The following is a 22,180-nucleotide window of genomic DNA, read 5'->3' as shown; positions in this document are numbered from 1 at the left end:
GCCGTCGGCCGCCCGTCTAGCCGGCCGGACCGGCCGGATCGGCTCCCACCAGCCCGTCGTTGAACGGCATATAGGGCGCGATCGCGGGGAAGACCCAGCCGAACAGCGCGACGACGACCAGCGCCAGCAGCACCATTACGAGCAGAATCCTCGCCCACAGCGGGCCGGGCAGATGACGGAACATCCAGGCGTACATCAGGTCTCCTCCGTGGTGGCGAGGGCCTCGGGGATGCCGTCGGCTCGATCGGTCCAGTAGGCGAATTCCGCGTGGACGATGTACCGCTCCCGGGCCGAGTACATCGGGTGGCAGGCGGTCAGCGTCATCGTCTGCTGGGTCGGTTCGGCGTCGAGGTCCCCCGGGGTCGGGGCGATGACCTCCACGGCGGAGGGATCCACGATCAGCGACTCGGTCACCTCATACACGTAGAAGGCGTCGGCCGTCTCGACGACGATCGGGTCGCCGAGCTGCAGGCCCGCGATGTCCTCGAAGACCCGGCCATAGGTGTTGCGGTGCCCGGCGACCGAGAAGTTCCCGACCTCGCCGGGCAGGGCCGTCTGCGGGTAATGGCCGGCGCCCTTGACGTTGAGGACCTCCTCGAGGCCCACGCCCTCGGCGAGCGGAAAGGTCTCACGGTCGAAGGCGGGCACGTGCATGGTGCCCCAGACCCGGTTCGCCCCGAGGGTGTCGGGGACCGGCGGCGGGCCGTCCTGGGCGGGGGCGATCTTCTCCTCGTCGACGCTCCCCCAGTCGTCCTGGAGGCCGGCGATGATGCCGGACTGCTCCCTGTCGGCGACGACGTCGGTCCACCACAGCTGCCAGACCAGGAAGAGGAGGAGCAGGGCGCCGAGGGAGAGCAGCAGCTCGCCGAGGATGCCGATGGCGCCGACGAGGGGGCCCGGTCCGTGCCGGTGCGTCGGGGCGGAGCGTCTGGCCATCATCCAGCTTTCGCGATGTCGAGGGTCAGGGACCCTTCGAAGGCGGGGAGGGTGGCGTCATCCATGGTCTCGATCCGTTCCCCGAGGCCCACATAGTCCACCCATTCACGATATATCTGCACTCCGGGCGTCGTCTCGAGCTCGTCCAGCATCTGATCGGTCGGCCCGATCACGGTGATCGTGAACGGCGGCGAGTAGACGCGCCCTTCGAGCAGGAGGGTGTTGCCCGCGCAGCGGAAGGCGCTGCCGTTGACGACCCGCTGGTCCTGCAGCATCATCGCCTCGGCGCCCCCGGCCCAGAGCGCGTTGATGTAGGACTCCATGTCCTGCTGGTGGACCACCAGATCATCCGGCTCGACATCGGGGATCGAGCCGAGCGTGCTGGTGGGGGCGTCGGTCAGGGTGATCTGCAGGGCCGGACCGCTGACCTCGCTGAGCCCGACGGCGTCGGCGACCACGGTGGTGCGCTCCTGGGTGAGCGTGTCCCCGCTCCCTGCGGAGAGCTCCTCGATCTCGGCGCGCTTATCCGCCGCCTCGTCGGTGAGCTGCTCGATGGTGCGCCCCCGTTCGCGCAGCACCCCGACGACATCGCCGCTCTCGTCACGGATCGAGCTCCCGCCGGAGATCCGAGCCGTGGTCGCGAACAGCACGCCGCACAGGATCATCACCAGGGCCAGACCGACGCGCTGGCGCGGGCCGGGTGCCCGCCGTGGATCCGGGGCTGAGGAGGAGCGCTCCGGTCCTGACGGGGAACGCTCAGGGCCCGACGACGTGTGTTCGGGGCCCGACGACGAGTGCTGGGAGTCCGACGAGGAACGCTCAGGGCCCGACGGTGCAGCGGTATCTGCGCTCATGGCCACTCCTCGCTTCGCACGCTCAGTCCACGCCCATTACCCTAGGCCAAGGTCTGCATCCGCGGACCCGTGCGGCACGCCCGCGCGACAGGCAGTCCCGAGGGAGCACGTTGTCATGGCCAGGAGCAAGAAGAAGTCGTCCGCACGGGCGGCATCGGCAGCGAAGGCCCGAGCCGCCGAGCCCGCGACGGACGATCTCGACGAGCTCACGACTGCCGCAGATCCCACCCCCGCACCCGGCAAGGACGACGCAGCCGGCCAGGATGACGCAGCGGGTAAGGACAGCGCAGCCGGCAAGGACCCCGTGAAGCGCTCGCGCACGAAGGATGGCGGCGCGAAGGACCCAGTTCCGGCGAAGGGCTCGCGCAAGGCGTCCGGCAAGTCCGCGGGCAAGAACGCCGAGAAGGGCTCCGACGCCGACGCCGGACGGACCAGCGGCAGCGAGGTCAGCGAGAAGGCGAAGGACGCCAGCCGGTCCACCTCGCCGAAGAAGGCCGCCGCCGCGGAGACCGCGCGCACGGGCCGCCGCCGGGTCGCCGCCGAGGCCCCGAACCCTGCATGGCTGGCCCCGACAGCGGTCGTGTTCCTCCTCCTGGGGCTGGCGTACCTCGTCACCTTCTACCTCTCGGGCGGCGCCCTGCCGCTGCCCATCGGCGACTGGAACCTCGCGGCCGGCTTCGGCGTGATGCTGGTCGGCGGCGGCATGCTCATGTTCTGGAAGTAGTTCTCCGAAACCGCCGTTCTCCGGGCTGATGGGTCCGAACTGATGGGTGGTGGGGAGTTCTCCCCACCACGCGGAGGATTCCGTCCAGGTATCCTGAATCTGAAACAGCGTGCTATCAGTGCGCAGTGCTGACGATTCCGGCATGACGCGACGGGGGAACCATGAAAACCATCTCAGCCAGGCGACGGCTCTACGCCCTGCTCGTCCTACCGTTCGTGCTGCTCCTCGCGGGCTGCGGAAAGCTGCACGCGGATTTCGAGGTCAAAGACGTCGACAACATGCAGGTCTCCTTCGACATGGGGTTCAAGCCCTCCTTCGTCGAGAGCGAGTACGACAACGCGCAGGCGTTGTGCGACGACATGGAATCCGATGAGCCGATCGGCTCGGTGTCGATCGAGGCCTATGAGGAGGACGGCCTCTGGGGCTGCCGCTTCTCCGGCCCGATGGAGCGCTCCGATTTCGGTGACGGCCTGGAGCTCGCGGAGTCCGACGGCGAATACCACCTGACCATGGACATGGGTTCCGAGGCGCTCACGCAGGAAGACCTCGACATGTTCGCGTCCCTCTACGGTGCGGACGTCTCAGATTTCGATTTCAAGATGACCTTCACCTTCCCGGGCAAGGTCCTCGAGTCCCAGGGCGGCACGATCGACGGCAAGACCGTCACGTACACGGACATCGTCGACTTCTACAGCGGCGTGGACATCACTGCGGAATCCGGCGGTTTCCCGTGGCTCGTCGTGATCATCATCGTGGTGGTGCTCGGCTTCCAGCTGCTGCTCGTGCTCGCGGCGATCATCTTCTTCGTGATCCGTGCCCGTCGCAAGAAGACCTCGAACGGCGCCGCAGGTGCAGTGGCCCCGGCAGCCTTCGGCAGCGCCGCTGCCGGCGCGGCGTCGATGCCCTCGGGCAACAACCCTCCCGCAGCGCCCCAGAGCGGCCCGCAGTGGGGCCAGGCATCACCGCCCCCCGCCGCACCCCAGGACGGCCAGCAGTGGGGCCAGGCATCACCGCCCCCCGCCGCACCCCAGGACGGCCAACAGTGGGGCCAGGCGTCTCCCCCGGCCGCTCCGCCGAGCGACCAGGACCAGCCGTGGAACCAGCAGCGCCCGGACCCGCAGAACCCGCAGGACGGGAACCAGCCCCCGCAGCATCCGGGCTGGTGATCCCAGGTCCGATCGCCGATCCTGGAGTCGTGTGAGGAGCGTCATGACTCCAGGATTGGCGCGGACCGGAGCGGTCAACTATTGTTAACCAGGTCAGTTCAACTGACAAGCGCCCGTAGCTCAACGGATAGAGCATCTGACTACGGATCAGAAGGTTGGGGGTTCGAATCCCTTCGGGCGCACCGCAGAACGAAGCCCCTCACAGCACCGAGAGTGCAGTGAGGGGCTTCTTCGTATGCTCCATGCTCCATGCTCCACCCATGTCGCCTGTCGTCCTCCCGGCGACAGCAGACCCGCCGACGACACCGGACCCGGCAGGCCGATCATCGGTCTACCGGGTCCGGTGTCGTCGTGCAGGATCAGTCACCGCGGACAGGACTGGTCACTGCAGGCCGGGATGGTCACTGCGCGGCGGCGAGCACCTCACGCACCGAGCTCCAGGACTGCATGAGCTCACGGGCACCCTGATGGGTCTCCGCAGCGATCGCCTCGAGCCGGGCCTGCTCGAGCAGCTCGTCGATCTCGACGCGCTGTCCGCGCTCCACGGAGGCGACGGCCGCCTCGACCATGGCGAAGCTGAGCAGGTTCTCGTGCACCTCGCACATCGGCGTCCGACCTTCGCGCAGAGCGCTGACGAACTCGATGAGCGAAGCGGCGATCTGATCGGGCTCCTCCCCCGTCTCGGCGTCCACGGCGGCCTGCAGACGCTCGGTGGCCGCCTCGTCCTCGGTGCCGAGCACGGGCACCCCCTTGCCGTCCCAGGTGGCCGAGCCCTGCTGGGCCCCGATCCGCCACTCGCTGTTCCAGTAGGTCGGCAGCCCGCGGGCGTTCCAGGTGCCGTTGTAGACGAACAGCGAGCCGTCGGACATCTCGAAGGTCGCCGTGACGGTGGCGTCGTGCTCGTAGACGCTCCACTCGGGCTGGGCACCGCGTGCGGTGACCGCGACCGGGTCGGCGTCCATGATGTACCGCGCGGTGTCGAAGGCGTGGATGCCCATGTCCCGCAGCAGCGGATGCTGCTGCGTGCGCCGGTATCCCTCCATCTCCGTGAACAGCGAGAAGAACGCACTGGTGAGCACCGTCGGCCCGTGCGCGGCGACGAAGCTGCGCAGCTGGCGCACCTGGCGGAAGAACCGCCGGGACTGGGAGACCATGAACGGCACCCCGGTCAGCTGGGTGTGCGCGAGCAGGCTGATCGCCTCGTGCAGGTTCTCGGTGACCGGCTTCTCGCCGAGCACCGGGATCCCGGCGTGCAGCGCCTTCACAGTGACGGGGTGATGGGCGACCGGCACGGTGGGGTCGATGAGCAGGTCCGCGCCGAGTTCCAGGGCGAGATCCACGCCGTCGGTGCCCGCGGCGATGGCCGACGGATCGGTCGCGCCGGACTGCTCGATGACCTTCTGCGGGGCGCCCTCGACGAGGTCGGCGACGCCCACCAGCTCGGCGACGCCGCTCGCGACGACCTCCCGGGCCCACCAGCTGCCCATGCCGCCGGCGCCGACCACGACCACCCGGGCCGGGCGGTCCGAGGGGAGCCGCGGGAAACCGGTCAGGTGGGGCGCGAGGGTCGGCGCGGCGGAGGTGTCGGTGCCGAGCCCGGCGGTGATGTCGAGATCAGATGACACGCGTGGTCGCCTCCGGTCCGTCCTCGCGGAACCAGTCGCGCGGCGCGTTGGCGATCTTCACCGGCTCGGCCGGGCGATCCTCGGGGCGGGCCCACACCACGGCGTTGGCCAGCACCCGCTGGATCTCGCTCTGGCGGTAGACGGGGTACTCCTGGTCACCGGGGCTGAAGTAGAAGACCTTGCCCTTGCCGCGACGGAAGGCGGCGCCGGAGCGGAACACCTCGCCGCCGGCGAAGGAGGAGACGAACACGAGCTCATCGGGCGCGGGGATGTCGAACATCTCGCCGTACATCTCCTGGGCGGGGATGACGATCGGGTGCGGGACGCCGCGGGCGATGGGGTGGGAGCCGTTGACGGTCCACACCCGCTCCTCCTCGCCCTCGTTGCGCCACAGCAGCGAGCAGGTGGTGCCCATGAGGGCCTTGAACACCTTGGAGTAGTGGGCCGAGTGCAGCGGGATCAGGCCCATGCCCTCGTGGACGCGGCGCACCACGCGGGCGACGACCTCGTCGGGAACGTCCTCATGGGCCATGTGGCCCCACCAGGTGAGCACGTCGGTCTCGGCGAGGGCTTCCTCGGAGAGGGTCTCCTCGATGTCGTCCAGCAGGGCGATCCGCACCTCGGCGTCGACGCCGTCGGCCGCGAGCACGTCGCGCAGGCCGCCGGCGATGACGGTGTGCATGCCCTCGGGATAGATCTCCTGGACCTTCGGGTCGACCTTCTCGTGCCGGTTCTCGCCGAACACGGCGATGCGCAGTGTCATTGCAATCCTCTGTGATGTGGAAGGTGCGCCGAGGGCTACCCCGTCAGCGCGGTCCGTCCATCGTAGGGGCGTATTCCCACGAGGGAAACGTTCTGTCCACGACGCGCCGGTTCCGATCCGTCGGGCGCAGGATCCGGCGCCCCGGAGGCCGACGGGATGGAGCGCCGGTGCGCGGCAGAAGGGAGGCCGACGCGAGACGCAGGCGTCGCCGCCCGAGAGGTCGCCGCTCCCCCGGGACACGAGGGTGAACCGTGACCCACCTGTGACGCATTACTCATCAGTAGCCAACTATGGTCGTCGACAGGTTCCCTCAATGGCGAGGGGACCTGCCCGCCCGACTCAACGGCATACCGCCTCGTCGGGACCTGCTGACCTGCGGCACAGCGACGATCCAGGAGGCCTCAGGCCCTTCCCGCCCGCACGAGCATCCCGAGGTGCTCGAGATGCGCCTCGAGGGCGATGACGGTCTGCTGATGAGCACGCTCCGCACGGGCGCGCCCGAGGCTCCCGCCGAGCGCCGCACCGGCCGCCGCGCCCCAGCGGTATCGGATCTCCGTGGTGCGCCCGCCGGCGCGGATCTCGATCTGGGCGGTCAGGAAGAAGGCCTTCCCGGCCAGGGCGCCGAGGAGGATGGTCCGTCGGCGGCTGCCGCGCTCGTAGTCGATGCGGCCCTCGCCGCGCTCCCGTCGGCCCCAGCCGCGGTCGCGGAAGAAGGCGTCGAGGACCTCCCGTGCCGCGTCGGGGCCGCAGTTGACCACGAGCACCGTTGCGGTCGTGCGAGCCGATGCCCCGCCTGCCGCCGCGCCGCTCGCGCCACCGCTCATCGCTCCTGCTGACGGCGCGTCGCTCACAGGCGGGCCGACCCGATCCGGCGCAGCTCGGCGTTGCCCAGGTGCGGGACGTCGCGGTGGTCGTGCGGGTCCATGCCTGCCCCGATCGCGAGGGCGATCTGCAGGATGTCGCCGTGGGCGACGAGCACGACGGGGGCGTCGGCCGCGAGGGCATCCGCAGCGCGGAGCGCCTGGTCCACGCGCTCCGCCACCGCGGCGACCTGCTCGACGCCGTCGTCATGGGTGCCGCGCTCGCGGTCGACGGACCACACCAGGTCGTAGGCGCTGGAGGGCCCTTCGTCGTGCGCGCCGAAACCCCGCTCCCGCAGCCGTTCGTCGAGGCGGGGCGCGGCGGCACCGATCCCGTGCGCGAACTCCTCCGCGGTCTGCAGGGCCCGGGCGAAGTCGCTGGAGACGACGGTCGTCGTCGCCCCCAGCCCCTGCTCGAGCGCGCCGCGCGCCGTGGCCCGCGCCTGGCGTCGGCCCAGATCGGTCAGTCCCACGTGCGTCAGGGCGCGCGGCCCGGGCAGCGAGACGATCCGCCCTTCCACGTTGGCGGTGGATTCCCCGTGCCGCAGCACCCAGACGTCACTCATGGCCGCTCAGGGCGTGGTGACCTTGCCCGGGTTCAGGTTCCGCCCGGGGTCGTTGTCCGCGAACAGGCCCTTGACCATACGCACGCCGACCTCGCCGATGTCCTCGGTGATCCACGGCTGGTGCTCGGTGCCCACCGCGTGGTGGTGGCTGACGGTCGAGCCCAGATCCACGAAGGTCTGCTGCACAGCCTGCTTGGCCGCGTAGTACTGGTCCAGTGCCTGCTCGTCCGAGGAGTACGGGAAGGCGAAGGTGAAGTAGAGGCACGCCCCCGCGTGGTAGCTGTGCGACATATGGCAGAACATGAAGCCGGGCAGGCCCTGCTCCTCCTGCACCGCGTAGAACGCCTCGTACACCTTCGTGTGGACCTCGTTGATGCTCGACCAGGTCGCCCCGGTGTCGCACACGTCGCCGAAGACCTGGTAGTTCAGCAGGAAGTCGCGCAGGTACGGGGTGTCGAACTTCTTCTGGTCGTAGATCGCCCCGGGGCCGGCGCCCAGGGTGATGCCGCCGGCGTTCTTCACGATCTTCTTGACGATCGACTTCTGCTGCTCGACCGCTTCCTTGGAGCCCTCGAAGCAGACGTAGGAGATCGACATCTCGTTCGTGGTGTCCCAGCCCTTGGAGCGCAGGTAGGCGAACAGCCCGTCCTGCACCTTCGCGGCCACCTTGCCCTTGGTGGAGCTGGGCTCCTTGACCATGGAGAGGCTGAATTCTGTCTCGGGCCCGTCGGAGAGACGGGTGAACGTGGGCGAGACGTCGGTGGAGCGGGCGATCGCGTGCATGCCGCGGATGCCGTGCTCCCAGTCGGGGTACATATAGGCGATGACCTGGCGCACCGGGGCGAGGCGGTGCACCTGCACTGTGGTCTCGGTGATGATGCCGAGGCGGCCCTCGCTGCCCAGGATCATCTCGTGCACGCTGGGGCCGGAGTCTCGGCCCGGGATCGCCTTGGTGACGGCGATGCCGTCGGGGTGGACCATGCGCAGGCCGCGCACGATGTCCTCGATGTCCCCGTACTTGTCGGACTGCATGCCCGAGGAGCGGGTCGCGGCCCAGCCGCCGAGGGTGGAGTACGTGAAGGAGTCCGGGAAGTGCCCGACGGTCCAGCCCAGGGCGTTGAGCTGCTCCTCGAGATCCGGGCCGTAGACGCCGGCCTCGACGCGCGCCAGGCCCGCGGTGTCGTCGATCTCGAGGACCTCGCGCATGCGGCCCAGGTTCATGGTGAGCACGGGGCGCTGCTCGGTGACGTCGGGCGTGACCGAGCCGGAGATGCAGGAGCCGCCGCCGTAGGGGATCAGCACCAGGTCCTTCTCCAGGACGATGCGCAGGACCTCGGCGACCTCGGCCTCGGAGTCCGGGTAGACCACGGCATCGACCAGGCGCCCGAAGTCACCGGCGCGCACACGGAACAGGTCGGGCAGGGAGCGGCCGAAGGAGTGCACGACGCGGTACTCGTCGTCCTCCAGCAGGTTCTCCTCGCCGACCACGCCGGTCAGCAGCGCACGCACGTCCTCGGGGAGGCGGGTCGCAGGCACGTCGAACGCCGAGAGGTCGGGCTCGACCGGCGTGTCCTTCGCGGCCAGGTCCACGCCCACCTTGTTCTTCGCGAGCGGCGCGAAGGCCGGCTTGTTGTCGTACCGGAAGGTGACGTCGTCCAGACCCCATCCCCACCACTTGTGCCGCTTGACCTCTCGGGCGCTCAGCCGGTCGCTCATGCGGTTTCCTCCTCGTCCGGGGCGTCCGCGCCCAGGACCTCGTCGTGATGCTGCTCGTACAGGTCTTTGACTCGTGCGCGGATCCGGTCGGAGAAGTCGACCGCGGATTCGTCCTGGTCGGAGATGATCGGCTCACCGAAGACGACGCGCACCGGGGGGCGGCCCTGCGGCCAGCTCCGCCCCTTGGGCATCGCCTCGTAGCCTCCGACGATCGCCGCAGGGATCACGGGCACACCCACGCTGATCGCGAGGGCCGCCCCGCCGGGCTTGAAGCTGGTCATCTGGCCGCTGCTCTGGCGCCCGCCTTCGGGGAAGACCAGGATCGGAACCCCGGCGCGCAGCAGCTTGCGGGACGTGCCCGAGTGCTTGCGATCGCCGCCGCGGTCGATCGGGAAGGCGTTGAGCATGGTGCGCACGAAGAATCGGCGGGGCCAGCCGTGCTCGAACCAGTAGTCCGTCGCGACTCCGGTGGACAGCAGCCGGCCCTGAGCCCACGGCAGGCTGAGCGCCAGCAGGGGTCCGTCGACATGGCTGGTGTGATTCGCGACCAGCACGAACGGCCCCCGGACGCTCTTGACGCGCCGGTGCATCACGACCTGCGGGGTCACTGCGGACCGCACGACCATCCGGAAGATCACGCGCTGCAGCACGAAGCGGAGCCCCGAGCGCCAGCGCGAGCGGTACTTCGCGAGCTCGCCCTCGGGCTTCTCCCAGCCCTCGCCGCGCGAGCGGGCCGAGAGCGACGCCATCAGACGTCGGCCGGGGCTGGGATGCTTCGCCCCGTTGCTCTGCGTGGTCTCGTCGTTCTGCGTGGTCTCGTCGTTCTGCGTCGACTCGCCGGGCTGCTTCGTCTCATCGGCCGGACCCTCCGGAGCGTCACCGCCGGCGTCGCCGCCGGGCTCCCCACCGGCGTCGGCATCCGTGTCGACGTCGGAGTCCTCATCAGCGGCGGCGAGGTCGTCGGCGACGGTGTCGGCGTCCTCGGCAGGTCCCCCGGGACGCGCATGACCTGCGGCGTCACCGGATCGCGCCGGGAAGGCGGCACCGGCGGGATCGACGGTGTCCTCAGGGTCCTGCCCGGGGATCTGCGGGGAGTTCTGCGGGGTCATGCGATCACTTCTCCCGGCTGCGGCGGTGGCTGAGCAGTGCGCTCAGTCGTGCCACGATCCCACGAGGCGTCGTGCGCAGCACACCGGCGATCCCCTTCCAGCGCAGCGACGGGATCGACACGGGTTTACCGCGGGCCACATCCCGCAGGCACTCCTCGACCAGGCGGTCGGCGTCGAGCCACAGCACACCGGGGATCGAGGAGCCCTTGATCCCGGCGCGGTTGTGGAACTCGGTGCGCACCCAGCCCGGCATGAGCGCTGTGACCTGCACGCCGGTGCCGGACAGCTGCACCCCGAGCGACTCGGAGTAGTTGCCCACCCAGGCCTTGATGGCGGAGTAGTTGTTCTGGGTCACCAGGGCGCTCACGGAGCCCACGTTGATGATCCAGCCTCGGCCGCGCTCGCGCATCCCCCGGCCTGCCGCACCGCCGAGCTTCAGCACGGCGCGGATCATCACCTCGAAGCCGAGGTCATGGGCGGAGATGTCCTCCTCGAGGAGGCTCGCCTTCACGGAGAAGCCGGCATTGTTGACGAGCACGTCGACCGGTTTCGTCGCCGCCTCGAGGCGGTCGGCGACGCGCTGCTGCGACGCGCGGTCGGCGAGGTCGGCGACGAGGGTCTCGATCTCGACGCCGTACTCGCGGCGGAGCTGTGCGGCAGTCTCGTCCAGGCGGGAGGCGTCTCGCGCGACCAGCACGAGGGACGCTCCGCGAGAAGCGAAAGCTCTCGCGAAAGCGGCCCCGATGCCCGCGGTGCCACCGGTGATCAGGGCCCTATGCATGGCGGCTACGATACACTAGAGCCGCCCTGATCAGCGCGGGAAACACCCCTGGTGAGGCGACCCCGGGGCGCGTCGAACGCGACGGGATCGCGACACGGGCCCCATATCTTGCACGTCCTTCCGTACCCGTCCATCGAGGGAATCCATGTCGAACAGCACACCGTCCGCCGACCAGTCCGCGAGCAGCGGCGGGCACCGCGACGGGGATCGTCGGATCCTGCTGACCGGCGTCACCGGATTCCTGGGCCAGGCGGTCCTGCGGTCCCTCCTGGAGACCACCGAGAACACCCACATCACCGCCGTGGTGCGCCCCAAGGGTTCCCTCACCGGGCTCAAGCGCCTCGAGCAGCTGCTGCGCAAGCCCGTCTTCTCCTCCTGGGCCGACGCGATCACCACGAGCAGCCAGGACAGCCAGGACGCGAAAGACGGGAAGGCCGTCGTGAAGGCCGCATTCGACGCCCGTGTCTCCGTGCTCGAAGGCGATCTCACCGACATGCCCGCGATCGAGGACCCCTTCGACGTGGTCATCCACTCCGCGTCCTCGGTCTCCTTCGACCCGCCGATCGACGAGGCCTTCCGCACCAACGTCGGCGGGGCGAGGAACCTCTACGAGGCGCTGCTCGCCTCCGGCCAGGACCCCCACGTCATCCACGTCTCGACCGCCTACGTCGGCGGCATCGCGAAGGGCCTGCGCCAGGAAGGGTCGCTCCGGACCGACGTCGACTGGCGCGCCGAGTACCAGGCCGCGCTCGACGCCCGCACCCGCGTCGACGCCGAGTCCCGTCGGCCCGAGACCCTGCGCTCCCAGATCCGCGGCGCGACGCTGCGCACCGGCCGGATGGGCCCCAAGGCGGTCGCCTCCGCCTCCGAGGAGGCCCGCCGCGAGTGGGTCGACGAGCGCCTGGTCGACTTCGGTCGCACCCGCGCCCAGTCCGTGGGCTGGACCGACATCTACACCTTCACCAAGGCGATGGCGGAGCAGGTCGCCGAGGAGCTGTGGGCGGCCAACGGCCACCGTGTCTCCTTCGTGCGGCCCTCGATCATCGAATCGGCGGTCCAGAACCCGTACCCGGGCTGGATCGACGGCTACAAGGTCGCCGACCCGCTGATCATGGCCTACGGCCGCGGCGCCCTGCCCGAGTTCCCGGGCCTGGCGGACTCGATCCTCGACGTCATCCCCGTGGACTTCGTGGTCAACGTGATCGTGGCCCTGGCCACCCAGGACGTCACCCGCCGCGGCGACGACGCCTACTACCAGGTGGTCTCCGGCGCCTCGAACCCGCTGCCCTTCCACGAGATGTTCACCGCGGTGCGCGAGTACTTCGTGGAGCACCCGCTGGAGGACGACGAGGGCAAGGCCATCGAGGTCCCGGCCTGGACCTTCCCGGCCGTGGAGATGGTCGAGCAGCGCTTCCGGGCCAAGGAGCTCGCCGCGAAGGTCGGGGCCACGGCCGTGGCCTACCTCCCCGCCACCAAGCGCACCCGCGCGTGGACGTCGGACCTGCACAAGGCGACGTCGGGCCTGACCACGCTGCGCATGTACATCGAGCTGTACCGCCAGTACACGAAGACGGAGATGGTCTTCGACGACGCCAACACGCGTGCCCTGCGCGACGAGCTGCCGGCATCGTTCCTGGAGGGACACGACTTCGACGTCACCGGGATCGACTGGCGCGAGTACTTCACGAAGCAGCACCTGCCGGCGGTCACCGACCTCACCAAGGCGTACTCCCGGGCGAAGTCCGCCCAGCGCAAGCGCACCTCGCGTCCCGCGCCGGAGCTCAAGCAGAACGAGAACGCCCTGGCCGTCTTCGACCTCGACGGCACCGTGCTCGCCACGAACATCGTCCAGCAGTACTTCGCGGTGGTGCGGGCGACGCGTCCCCGCCGGTCCTGGCCCGCCGAGATCGGCGGCCTGCTCGCCTCGGTCCCCGGCTACCTGCGGGCGGAGAAGCGGGACCGCTCCGAGCTGATCCGCACGGTCAACCGCCGCTACAAGGGCTACCGCAGCGACGAGCTGCGCTCTCTCATGCAGGGTGAGGCCGGGCGCCGCATCCGCGCGTCGATCCGTCCCGAGGCCCTCGAGACGATCGAGCGCCACCGTGCCGCCGGCCACCGCACCGTGCTGGTCAGCGGTGCGCTCGACGTGCTCGTGGAGCCGCTGGCGGGCCTGTTCGACGAGGTCGTCGCCACCCATATGGACGAGGACGCCTCCGGGGTCATGACCGGCTACCTGGCCACTCCCCCGCTGGTCGACGAGGCCCGCGCGAACTGGCTGAGCAAGTACGCCGATCTGCACGGCGCGGACCTCGCCGCCTCCTACGGCTACGGCGACTCCCACGCCGACGCCGCCTGGCTCGAGCTGGTCGGCTCCCCCACCGCCGTCTCCCCGGACCTCGGTCTGTACGGCGTGGCGAAGAAGAAGCGCTGGCAGATCTTGGAGTGGTGAGCCGCTGAACGCGGTGGGCCACCGAATGTGGTGGGCCACTGAATGTCGAGGGCCACTGAGCGTGGTGGGCCGTAGGACCGTCGTGCCAGCAGCTCCCGCTCGCCAGACCTGATCGACCAGCAGCCCCGTCGCCGTGCGACGGGGCTGCTTCATGTCCGGTGGGGCTGTTCGGTCTCCAGGCCGGGCCGCTTCGTGTCCGGGCGGGGCTGCTCCGTGTCCAGGCCGGGCTGCTTCGTGTCCGGGCCGGGCGGCTTCGTGTCCGGGCCGGGCTGTTTCGTGTCCGGGCGTGACGGCTTCGTGCGTGCCCCATGGGGAGGATGGCACGGGGACTCCTGCCCATCGCCCCTGGCCAGAAGGCCGACTACCGTCATTTTCAGGTCGAGCGGCAACTCCCGGGATGGGAACTGCGAGGCCTGGGGACGGCGAAGGTCGCGGTCCCGGATCCCGCCGAGAGGGGACCCTCATGACCAGAACGATCTATGCCCGCGGAGCAGCTCTGGCGGCCGCGACCATGCTGGCGCTGACCGCATGCGGCGGCTTCGGCGAGACCGAGGCCGAGAGCGAGCCGGGCGAGCAGGGCCAGGAGCAGGACCGCGGGGGCGACGGTGAGGACGATGGCACCGACGAGGAAACTGGGAAGGGCGCAGACGAGGGCACCGAGGATGGTGCCGACGAACGCACTGACCAGGGCACGGACGAGGACGACTCCTCCACGGAGGACGGCGACGAGTCCGGCAGCGATACCTCCGACGGCGCGGGCACCGACGAGAGCGCCGATGGCGAGGACGCGAGCTCCGACGATGCAGGCTCCGACAACGACAACGACAACGACAACGACGACGCCGCCGCCGAGGGCACCGCTGCCTCCGCGGGCGAGCCCGCGGTCGTCGAGATCGGCACCGAGCTCGTCGACGAGGAGACCGGCGACGTGGTCACGATCGTCTCCGCAGTGCGGGGCAATCCCACCGATTTCTACGCCGCGACGGACAACCCCGACGGCGAGATGATCTACCTCGAGGTGGCCGTGACGCCCGGCGGCCAGTACGGCGGAGTGGTCAGCCAGTCCGACTTCTACCTGGAGGACGGCGGCGAGGAGGTCAACTACGCGGCGAGCGCCGACGAGGAGGTCTCCGACGCGGGCTTCGAGTACTTCGAGGGGGCGCCGCGTCGCGATGGCGAGGCCACCGGCTACATCCCGATCTACGTCGAGACCACGGATGACACCCTCACCGGCTCGTACGTGCGACCCGAGGCGGAGGTGATCGGCGAGGACACCGTGATCCCCGAGTTCCGGGGCGAGTTCGAGATCCCGGCCGTCTGATCGTCGTCGGCTGATCATCGCCGTCTCATCGCCGTCTCATCGCTGCACTCACATCTCGTCCACCAGCCCCGCTGCAGCGGGGGTCGACAGCGCACCAGGGGCGCACCGCATCCGCGGTGCGCCCCTGGTGCATGGTGCATGCATGACTGCTCGGCCCGGCGGCCGCCCCGGGCTCAGAGCACCGAGGCGAGGAAGTCCTGGAGGCGGTCGGACCTCGGATTCTCGACGAGCTCCTGGGCGGTGCCCTGCTCGACGATCCTGCCCTCGTCCATGAACACGACCCTGTCGGCGACCTCGCGGGCGAAGCCCATCTCGTGGGTCACCACGATCATGGTCATCCCGCCCTCGGCGAGCTCCTTGAGCACCGCGAGGACCTCGGCGACCAGCTCCGGGTCCAGGGCGGACGTCGGCTCGTCGAAGAGCATCAGCTCGGGCTCCATGGCCAGGGCGCGGGCGATAGCGACGCGCTGCTGCTGGCCGCCGGAGAGCTCCGAGGGGTAGTGATCGGCGCGGTCGGACAGCCCCACCCGCTCGAGCAGGGCGAGCGCGGACTCCTTGGCCTCGGCCTTGGACCGCCCCAGCACCTGGATCGGGGCCTCCACGATGTTCGCCAGGGCGGTCATGTGCGGGAACAGGTGGAAGCGCTGGAAGACCATGCCGATGCGCGAGCGCTGGCGGGCGATCTCGGCGCTGGGCAGCTTCTGCCAGCGACCGTCGGCCAGCGGTTCCTCGGTGTAGCCCTGGGTGACGCCGGCGATGCGCACCCGGCCGGCCGTCGGCTCCTCGAGCTGGTTGATGCAGCGCAGCAGGGTGGACTTGCCCGAGCCGGAGGGGCCGATCAGCACGGTCACCTCGCCCGGGGCGACGGAGAGGTCGCAGTCCTTGAGCACGTGGAGCTCGCCGAAGGCCTTGTGGATGCCCTCGAGCTGGATGAGCGGCGCCGCAGGGTCGGGCATGGCAGCCGGGTCGGGCGGGGCGGCCTGGTCGCGCGCGGCGGTCAGACCGGGCGTGGCGGCCCGGTCGGGCGTGGCGGCAGGAGCGTCGTCGGGCGTGGGCGTGGCGGCGTGGGTCATCAGAGCTCCACCTCCGGGAGCGAGTCCTTGGGGGTCGTGCCGGCGCGGTTCACGGCGGACTGGCGCGAGCGCTTCGGGGCGCCGCCGGGGCGGTCGTCGAAGCCGCGGCCGAAGTACCGCTCGAGGAAGAACTGGCCCACCATCAGCACGCTGGTGATCGCGAGGTACCATATCGCGGCCACGATCAGCAGCGGTATCGGGGCGTAGAGCTTGTTCGAGATCGCGTTGGTGGCGAAGGTCAGATCCAGGGTGAAGGGCACGGCGAGAACGAGCGAGGTCGTCTTCAGCATGCCGATGGTCTCGTTGCCCAGAGGCGGCACGATCACGCGCATGGCCTGGGGGATGATGATGCGCCGCAGGATGTTGCCGTTGCCCATGCCGAGCGCCTTGGAGGCTTCCGTCTGCCCCTTGTCCACGGAGTTCAGGCCCGAGCGGATGATCTCGGCGAGGTAGGCGCCCTCGTTCAGGCCCAGGCCCACCACGGCCGCCCAGAACGCCGGGAAGTAGTCGCGGGTGGAGAAGGAGAACCACTCGGGACCGAAGGGGACGCCCAGCGCGATCTTGGGGACGATCACGGTGAACAGGCCCCAGAACACCAGCTGGGTGTACACCGGCGTGCCGCGGAAGATGAAGATGTACGCCCAGGAGACGCCGCGGAGCACCGGGTTCTCGCTGCGTCGCATGATCGCGGCGGCGAGCGCCACGACGGTGCCGAGCACCATCGCGAGCACGGTGATCAGCAGCGTCCAGCCCACGCCCTGGACCACCTTGACGTCCAGGATGTAGGTCGCCACGGTGGGCCAGTCGAAGACGGGGTTGGTGATCAGGAAGTTGATCAGGCCCAGCACGACCAGCGCGACGATGACGGCGCTGATCCAGGTGCCGGGGCGCGGGCTGCGCCGGGCGCGGATCCGGCCCGGGATCGGGTCGACGGCGCGACGGCCGGTCGCGGGGCCTGCCGAGGCTGCGCCGGGGGCGGGGGCGGGGGTCTGTGTGCTCACTGCTTCGGGTCCACTTCCGAGGTCTCGATCATGCCGTTCTCATTGCCCCAGGCCACGAGGATGTCGCGGAGGGCGCCGGAGTCGATGAGGTGCTGCACCGCCGCGCGGATCGCCTCGGCCAGCTCCGGCTGGTCCTTGGCGACGACGATGCCGTTCAGGGCCGCGTCCTCGATCTCGCCGACCTCCTCCAGAGTGCCGCGGGAGCGGTCCACGGCGTAGGCGACGACGGGCGAGTCGCCGATCAGCACATCGGCCTTGCCGCCGGCGACGGCGGTCGCGGCGTCCGCATTGCCGACGTAGGGCTGGTCGACGATGCCCTGGCCGCCCGTGTCCTTGCACTCCTGGTCGCGTTCGACGACGACGTCGTCCATATAGGTGCCCACCTGGTGGGCGACGCGGGTGCCGCACAGGTCCGGCGGAGTGATGCCGTAGGGGTTCCCGGTCTTCACGGCGTAGGACATCCCCGCCGCGAAGTAGGACACCATCGAGACCTGCTCGAGGCGCTCGGGGTTGATGGTGAAGCTCGAGATCCCGACGTCGTACTTCGAGCCGATCGACGGGATGATCTGTGCGAACACCGCGGATTCGGTGCGGGTCGTCAGGCCCAGCACCTTGCCGACGGCGGCGAGGATGTCCATGTCGTAGCCGACCGCCCCTCCCCCGGAGCCGACGAACTCGCCGGGCGCGTAGTTCAGGGCGGCGCCGTTGACCAGCTCGCCCCGCTCGCGGATCTCGGCGGGGACGAGGGCGGCGAGCTCGGGCTGCTCCTCGATGCTGTCGACGTCGACCTCCGGGATCGCGTTGGACTCGGCGTCCAGGCGGACGGAGGCATCGGTGCAGGCGGCGAGCGCGGGCGCGAGAGCGGCGCCGCCCAGGGCGAGCGGCAGCGCGCGCAGCAGGGTGCGCCGGCGGGGATGCCGACGGGGGCGGAGGGAAGTCACGGGTGAATAGTATTCACGTGAATGCATGAAAACAAACCAGTGTTGGCTGGTTCACCGCAGTGGCCGCGGAGCCCGTCAGCCCAGCTGCATGCTGCCGGTCTCGGTGGAGGGCTCTCCGTCATGCGAGGCGTCGTGCGCGACCTCGTGGGCGGCGTCGTGCGCGCCCTCGTGCGCGGCGAGCTCCTCCTCCGCGTCGATGTCCACGGCGGCGCCCTCGAACTGCGAGCGGTACAGCCGGGCGTAGGCCCCGCCGGTCGCCAGCAGCTGCTCGTGATCGCCCTGCTCGACGATGTCGCCGTCCTCCATCACGAGGATGAGGTCCGCGTCGCGGATCGTGGAGAGGCGGTGGGCGATCACGAAGGAGGTGCGGCCCTCGCGGAGTCGGTTCATCGCGTTCTGGACCAGCACCTCGGTGCGGGTGTCCACGCTCGAGGTGGCCTCGTCCAGGATCAGCAGGCTCGGCTTGGCGAGGAAGGCGCGGGCGATGGTCATCAGCTGCTTCTCGCCGGCGGACAGCGAGGACTCGTCGTCGTCCACGATCGTGTCGTAGCCCTCGGGCAGCTGCCGGGCGAAGTCGTCCACGTGGGTGGCGCGCGCGGCCTCGAGGACCTCCTCGTCGGTCGCATCCAGGCGCCCGTAGCGGATGTTCTCCCGCAGGCTCCCCTTGAACAGCCAGGTGTCCTGGAGCACCATGCCGGTGCGCTCGCGCAGCTGGGCACGGGTGAGGTCGCGGATGTCGATCCCGTCGATCGTGATCCGCCCGCCGTCGACCTCGTAGAACCGCATCACGAGGTTGACCAGAGTGGTCTTGCCGGCGCCGGTGGGGCCGACGATCGCGACGGTGTGCCCGGGGTCGGCGACGAGGGACAGGTCGCGGATCAGCTCGCGCTCGGGGGTGTAGGAGAAGCGCACATGCTCGAACTCGACGCGGCCCTCGTGGATGCCGGCGGCGGCGGTGTCGAGGGTCGTCTCGGGCTCCTGCTCGTCGGCGTCCAGCAGCTCGAAGACGCGCTCGGCGCTGGCCACGCCGGACTGCAGCATGGTCGCCATCGAGGCGACCTGGCTCAGCGGCTGGGTGAACTGGCGGGAGTACTGGATGAACGCCTGCACGTCGCCGAGGGTGAGCTGGCCGGAGATGATCCGCAGCCCGCCCACGATCGCGACGACCACGTAGCTGAGGTTCCCCACGAACATCATGATCGGCATGATCAGCGACGAGACGAACTGGGCGCCGAAGGTCGCCTTGAACAGCTTCTCGTTGCGCTCCTCGAAGCGCTCGGCGATCTGCTCGCGGCGGCCGAAGACGGTCACCAGCGAATGCCCGGTGTAGGCCTCCTCGACCTCGGAGTTCATCACCCCGGTCGCGTCCCACTGCTGCGCGAACAGCTTCTGCGACCTGGAGCCCACGATGGCCGTGAGCAGCACGACCACCGGGATCACGGCGAGCGCGATCAGGGAGAGCTGCCAGGAGATCGTGAGCATCATGACCAGCACGCCGATCACCGTGAGGATCGAGTTCACGAGCCCCGTCACGGTGTTCATCAGCGTGTTCTGGATGTTGTCGATGTCGTTGGTGACGCGGGAGAGGATCTCGCCGCGCTTCATCCTGTCGAAGTAGGCCAGCGGCAGCCGGTGCAGCTTCTCCTCCACCTCACGGCGCATCCGGTACACCATGCGGTAGATGACCCGGTTCAGGGCGACGCCCTGAAGCCACATGAGCAGCGCGGAGCCGACGAACAGCCCCACCGCCAGGGCGAGGGTCTGATGGAGGGAGGTGAAGTCGATGCCTTCGCCGGGGGTCAGGTGCATCCCCGAGAGCAGGTCCGCCATCTGCCCTTCGCCGCGCTCGCGCATCTGGGCGATGACGTCGGCCGGTTCGGCTCCCGCCGGGAGGTTCTTGGAGATCAGCCCGGTGAAGATGATGTCGGTGGCGCGGCCCAGGATCTTCGGGCCGACGACGCTGAGCGCGACGGACACGAAACCGATGAGGATCGCGCCGATCATGAACTTGCGCTCCGGACCGATCTCCCGCAGCAGGCGCTTGGCCGAGGGCCAGAAGTTCTTGGCGCTCTGCCCGGGGCGCAGGCCCCGCTGGGCGTCCTTCTCGCTGGCGATCTCGTCGGCGGCCTTCGCCTCGTCGCCCGCCGCGGCGTGGCTCGTCGTGGTGTCGGCGGCGGACGTGGTGGTGGCGCCCGCGGACGTGTCACCGGCGGTCGTGCGCTCAACGGCCGTGCCGTCAGGAGTCGTGCCTTCGGGGGTCGTGCCGTCTGCTGCGGCGCCTCCTGCTGCGGGCTCGCGCTTCTTCTTGAAGGGAGACATCAGGCCACCTCCTCCTCGACGCCCTGCGAGCGCACGATCTCCTGATAGGTCTCCGAGGTCTCGAGCAGCTCGGTGTGGGTGCCCTGGTCCACGATGCGCCCGTTGTCGAGCACGAGGATCAGATCCGCGTTCGTGATCGTGGTGACGCGCTGGGCGACGATCAGCATCAGCGCATCGCGGGTCTCCGGGACCAGCGCCGCGCGCAGTTTCGAGTCGGTGGTGAGGTCCAGCGCGCTGAACGAGTCGTCGAACAGGTACAGCGACGGCTTCGCGGCCAGCGCCCGGGCGATGCACAGCCGCTGCCGCTGACCGCCGGAGACGTTGGTGCCGCCCTGGGCGATCGGCGACTCCAGCTCGGTGGGCATGGCGGCCACGAAGTCGCGGCCCTGCGCGACGCTCAGGGCGTGCCACAGCTCCTGCTCGTCGGCCGACGGGTTGCCGAAGCGGAGGTTGCTCGCGACCGTGCCGGAGAACAGGTAGGGACGCTGCGGGACCAGGCCCACGCGATCCCACAGCACGTGGGCGTCCAGGTCGCGGACGTCGTGGCCGTTGAGCAGCACCCGTCCCTCGCTCGCGTCCATCAGGCGCGGCACGAGGTTGACGAGGGTGGTCTTGCCGGCGCCGGTGCCGCCGATGATCGCGACGGTCTGGCCGGCGCGGGCGGAGAAGGAGATGTTCTCCAGCACCGGGCGCTCGGCGCCGGGATACGTGAACGAGACATCCTCGAAGGTCAGCTCGATGGGACCCTCGATCTCGCGCACGCCATCGGTGCGCTGGACGACGCTGGTGTCCGTGTCGAGCACTGCGGAGATGCGCTCGGCGGAGACCATCGCGCGCGGGATCATCATCGTCATGAAGGTCGCCATCATGACCGCGATGAGGATCTGCATCAGGTACGCGATGAACGCGGTGATCGAGCCGACCTCCATCTGCCCGGAGTCGATGCGGGGCGCCGCCACCAGCAGCACCATCACGCTGGAGACGTTGAGGATGAACATGATGATCGGGTTGATGAGGATCATCAGCAGGCCGATGCGGCGGTTCAGGTCGGTGAGCTGGTCGTTGACCACGCCGTAGCGCTCGCGCTCACGGTCCTCGCGCACGAAGGCGCGCAGCACGCGGATGCCGGTGATCTGCTCGCGCAGCACCCCGTTGATGTCGTCGATCTTGCCCTGCATCTGCTTGAACAGCGGCGCGGCCCGGAAGATCAGGATGCCGACGGCGACCAGCATGATCGGCACCATCACGGCGATCAGCCACGCCATGCCCGGCTCGACCCGCAGGGCGAGGACCACGCCGCCGATCCCGGTGACCGGGGCCTGCACCAGCATGTTCAGGGAGAAGAACACCAGCATCTGGACCTGCTGGACGTCGTTCGTGGAGCGGGTGATCAGCGAGGGCGTGCCGAACTCGCTCAGCTCGCGCGGCGAGAAGGAGGAGACCTTCGAGAAGACCGTGGTGCGCAGATCCTTGCCGACCCGCATCGCCGAGCGCGCCGCGAAGAAGTTCGCGGCCACGAGGGCGATGACGTTGCCCAGCGAGATCAGCAGCATGATCTTCCCGAGCTGCCAGATCACCGGGACATCCGCCTTGGCGACGCCGTCGTCGATGATGTCGGCGTTCAGCGTGGGCAGATAGAGCGCGGCCAGCACGCCGACGATCTGGAACAGCACCACCAGGAGGATCCAGAGCCAGTACGGCTTCACGGACCTCAGGACGAGTCGCAGCAGGGTCACGTGGCTCCTTCGATCACGGCACGGGCCAGACCGTGCCGGTGCGCCGCAGGAAGCCTAGTCCTCCAGGCAGGGAAACGGCATCCGACTTCCGTCGGTCCGCCGATCGGTGGAGGGGGTGGGCGAGGTCGGCGAGAAGGCACCGAGGAAGCCGCGGTCGACCGAACCGCGACGCCACCTGCTCGCCGACGAATTCGGTGCGCGTCACGGTGCCGGAACAGTCTGACGCGCATTGCGCCGAGG

General features: G+C 69.7%; 19 protein-coding genes and 1 tRNA gene. 5 read left to right on the top strand and 15 right to left on the bottom strand.

What is annotated here, in order from left to right:
- Positions 1 to 16 precede the first annotated feature (16 nt).
- From ACT3UL_RS15590 to ACT3UL_RS15580, 3 genes are read right to left on the bottom strand one after another with little or no spacing between them, the layout of a single operon-like run.
- Positions 17 to 196 carry a hypothetical protein gene (locus ACT3UL_RS15590; RefSeq protein ID WP_444579259.1) on the bottom strand — a complete coding sequence of 60 codons (180 nt, stop codon included), beginning with the start codon at positions 194 to 196 and terminating at the stop codon, positions 17 to 19.
- Positions 196 to 939 (bottom strand): class E sortase, encoded by a 744-nt coding sequence (locus ACT3UL_RS15585; protein WP_444579257.1) that lies wholly within the window; start codon positions 937 to 939, stop codon positions 196 to 198. Before ACT3UL_RS15585 ends, ACT3UL_RS15590 begins: the two co-directional genes overlap by 1 nt.
- A complete protein-coding gene (locus ACT3UL_RS15580) occupies positions 936 to 1,790 on the bottom strand; it encodes a DUF881 domain-containing protein (RefSeq protein ID WP_444579256.1) in 855 nt (284 codons plus the stop codon). The genes ACT3UL_RS15585 and ACT3UL_RS15580 overlap by 4 nt, the downstream gene beginning before the upstream one ends.
- 115 nt (positions 1,791 to 1,905) lie before the next feature.
- Between ACT3UL_RS15580 and ACT3UL_RS15575 the strand changes: the two genes are divergently transcribed.
- From ACT3UL_RS15575 to ACT3UL_RS15565, 3 genes are all read left to right on the top strand, one after another.
- Positions 1,906 to 2,514 (top strand): cell division protein CrgA, encoded by a 609-nt coding sequence (locus ACT3UL_RS15575; RefSeq protein WP_444579255.1) that lies wholly within the window; start codon positions 1,906 to 1,908, stop codon positions 2,512 to 2,514.
- A gap of 161 nt (positions 2,515 to 2,675) precedes the next feature.
- Positions 2,676 to 3,680 carry an LppM family (lipo)protein gene (locus ACT3UL_RS15570; RefSeq protein ID WP_444579254.1) on the top strand — a complete coding sequence of 335 codons (1,005 nt, stop codon included), beginning with the start codon at positions 2,676 to 2,678 and terminating at the stop codon, positions 3,678 to 3,680.
- A gap of 109 nt (positions 3,681 to 3,789) precedes the next feature.
- Positions 3,790 to 3,862 (top strand) — tRNA-Arg (locus ACT3UL_RS15565).
- 219 nt (positions 3,863 to 4,081) lie between these two features.
- Here the strand turns inward: ACT3UL_RS15565 and ACT3UL_RS15560 are convergent.
- The 7 genes from ACT3UL_RS15560 to ACT3UL_RS15530 form a co-directional block, all read right to left on the bottom strand.
- Positions 4,082 to 5,305: a Gfo/Idh/MocA family protein gene (locus tag ACT3UL_RS15560; RefSeq protein ID WP_444579252.1), complete on the bottom strand. Its 1,224-nt coding sequence runs from the start codon at positions 5,303 to 5,305 to the stop codon at positions 4,082 to 4,084.
- Positions 5,295 to 6,068: a ThuA domain-containing protein gene (locus tag ACT3UL_RS15555; RefSeq protein ID WP_444579250.1), complete on the bottom strand. Its 774-nt coding sequence runs from the start codon at positions 6,066 to 6,068 to the stop codon at positions 5,295 to 5,297. The genes ACT3UL_RS15560 and ACT3UL_RS15555 overlap by 11 nt, the downstream gene beginning before the upstream one ends.
- A gap of 401 nt (positions 6,069 to 6,469) precedes the next feature.
- On the bottom strand, positions 6,470 to 6,892 hold the full coding sequence (locus tag ACT3UL_RS15550) for a hypothetical protein (RefSeq protein WP_444579249.1): 423 nt from the start codon (positions 6,890 to 6,892) through the stop codon (positions 6,470 to 6,472).
- 23 nt (positions 6,893 to 6,915) lie between these two features.
- Entirely contained in the window at positions 6,916 to 7,494 is a 579-nt protein-coding gene (locus tag ACT3UL_RS15545; protein ID WP_444579248.1) for a histidine phosphatase family protein, read from the bottom strand.
- Between the two features lie 6 nt (positions 7,495 to 7,500).
- Positions 7,501 to 9,210: an FAD-binding oxidoreductase gene (locus ACT3UL_RS15540; protein WP_444579246.1), complete on the bottom strand. Its 1,710-nt coding sequence runs from the start codon at positions 9,208 to 9,210 to the stop codon at positions 7,501 to 7,503.
- A complete protein-coding gene (locus ACT3UL_RS15535) occupies positions 9,207 to 10,319 on the bottom strand; it encodes a lysophospholipid acyltransferase family protein (protein WP_444579244.1) in 1,113 nt (370 codons plus the stop codon). The genes ACT3UL_RS15540 and ACT3UL_RS15535 overlap by 4 nt, the downstream gene beginning before the upstream one ends.
- 4 nt (positions 10,320 to 10,323) lie before the next feature.
- Positions 10,324 to 11,100: an SDR family NAD(P)-dependent oxidoreductase gene (locus ACT3UL_RS15530; protein ID WP_444579243.1), complete on the bottom strand. Its 777-nt coding sequence runs from the start codon at positions 11,098 to 11,100 to the stop codon at positions 10,324 to 10,326.
- 145 nt (positions 11,101 to 11,245) lie between these two features.
- On the opposite strand from ACT3UL_RS15530, the gene ACT3UL_RS15525 reads away from it, so the two are divergent.
- Together ACT3UL_RS15525 and ACT3UL_RS15520 are read left to right on the top strand one after the other, a co-directional pair.
- On the top strand, positions 11,246 to 13,549 hold the full coding sequence (locus ACT3UL_RS15525) for an HAD-IB family hydrolase (protein WP_444579242.1): 2,304 nt from the start codon (positions 11,246 to 11,248) through the stop codon (positions 13,547 to 13,549).
- 463 nt (positions 13,550 to 14,012) lie between these two features.
- Complete coding sequence (locus ACT3UL_RS15520; RefSeq protein ID WP_444579240.1) at positions 14,013 to 14,870, top strand: hypothetical protein; 858 nt, start codon at positions 14,013 to 14,015, stop codon at positions 14,868 to 14,870.
- A 173-nt stretch (positions 14,871 to 15,043) separates the two neighbouring features.
- On the opposite strand, the gene ACT3UL_RS15515 is transcribed toward ACT3UL_RS15520, so the two are convergent.
- From ACT3UL_RS15515 to ACT3UL_RS15495, 5 genes are all read right to left on the bottom strand, one after another.
- On the bottom strand, positions 15,044 to 15,826 hold the full coding sequence (locus ACT3UL_RS15515; RefSeq protein WP_444579286.1) for an amino acid ABC transporter ATP-binding protein: 783 nt from the start codon (positions 15,824 to 15,826) through the stop codon (positions 15,044 to 15,046).
- A gap of 116 nt (positions 15,827 to 15,942) precedes the next feature.
- On the bottom strand, positions 15,943 to 16,944 hold the full coding sequence (locus tag ACT3UL_RS15510) for an amino acid ABC transporter permease (RefSeq protein ID WP_444579239.1): 1,002 nt from the start codon (positions 16,942 to 16,944) through the stop codon (positions 15,943 to 15,945).
- Positions 16,941 to 17,885 carry an ABC transporter substrate-binding protein gene (locus ACT3UL_RS15505; RefSeq protein WP_444579238.1) on the bottom strand — a complete coding sequence of 315 codons (945 nt, stop codon included), beginning with the start codon at positions 17,883 to 17,885 and terminating at the stop codon, positions 16,941 to 16,943. Before ACT3UL_RS15505 ends, ACT3UL_RS15510 begins: the two co-directional genes overlap by 4 nt.
- Positions 17,886 to 17,960: 75 nt before the next feature.
- Positions 17,961 to 20,204, bottom strand: coding sequence for an ABC transporter ATP-binding protein (locus ACT3UL_RS15500; protein ID WP_444579237.1), 2,244 nt, complete (start codon positions 20,202 to 20,204; stop codon positions 17,961 to 17,963).
- Positions 20,204 to 21,940 (bottom strand): ABC transporter ATP-binding protein, encoded by a 1,737-nt coding sequence (locus tag ACT3UL_RS15495; RefSeq protein WP_444579236.1) that lies wholly within the window; start codon positions 21,938 to 21,940, stop codon positions 20,204 to 20,206. Before ACT3UL_RS15495 ends, ACT3UL_RS15500 begins: the two co-directional genes overlap by 1 nt.
- Between the last annotated feature and the right edge of the window lie 240 nt (positions 21,941 to 22,180).

This window comes from Brachybacterium sp. 107, from assembly GCF_052379725.1.
In the GTDB taxonomy this organism is placed as follows: Bacteria; Actinomycetota; Actinomycetes; order Actinomycetales; family Dermabacteraceae; genus Brachybacterium.
This window is presented reverse-complemented; position numbering and strand designations above follow the sequence as displayed.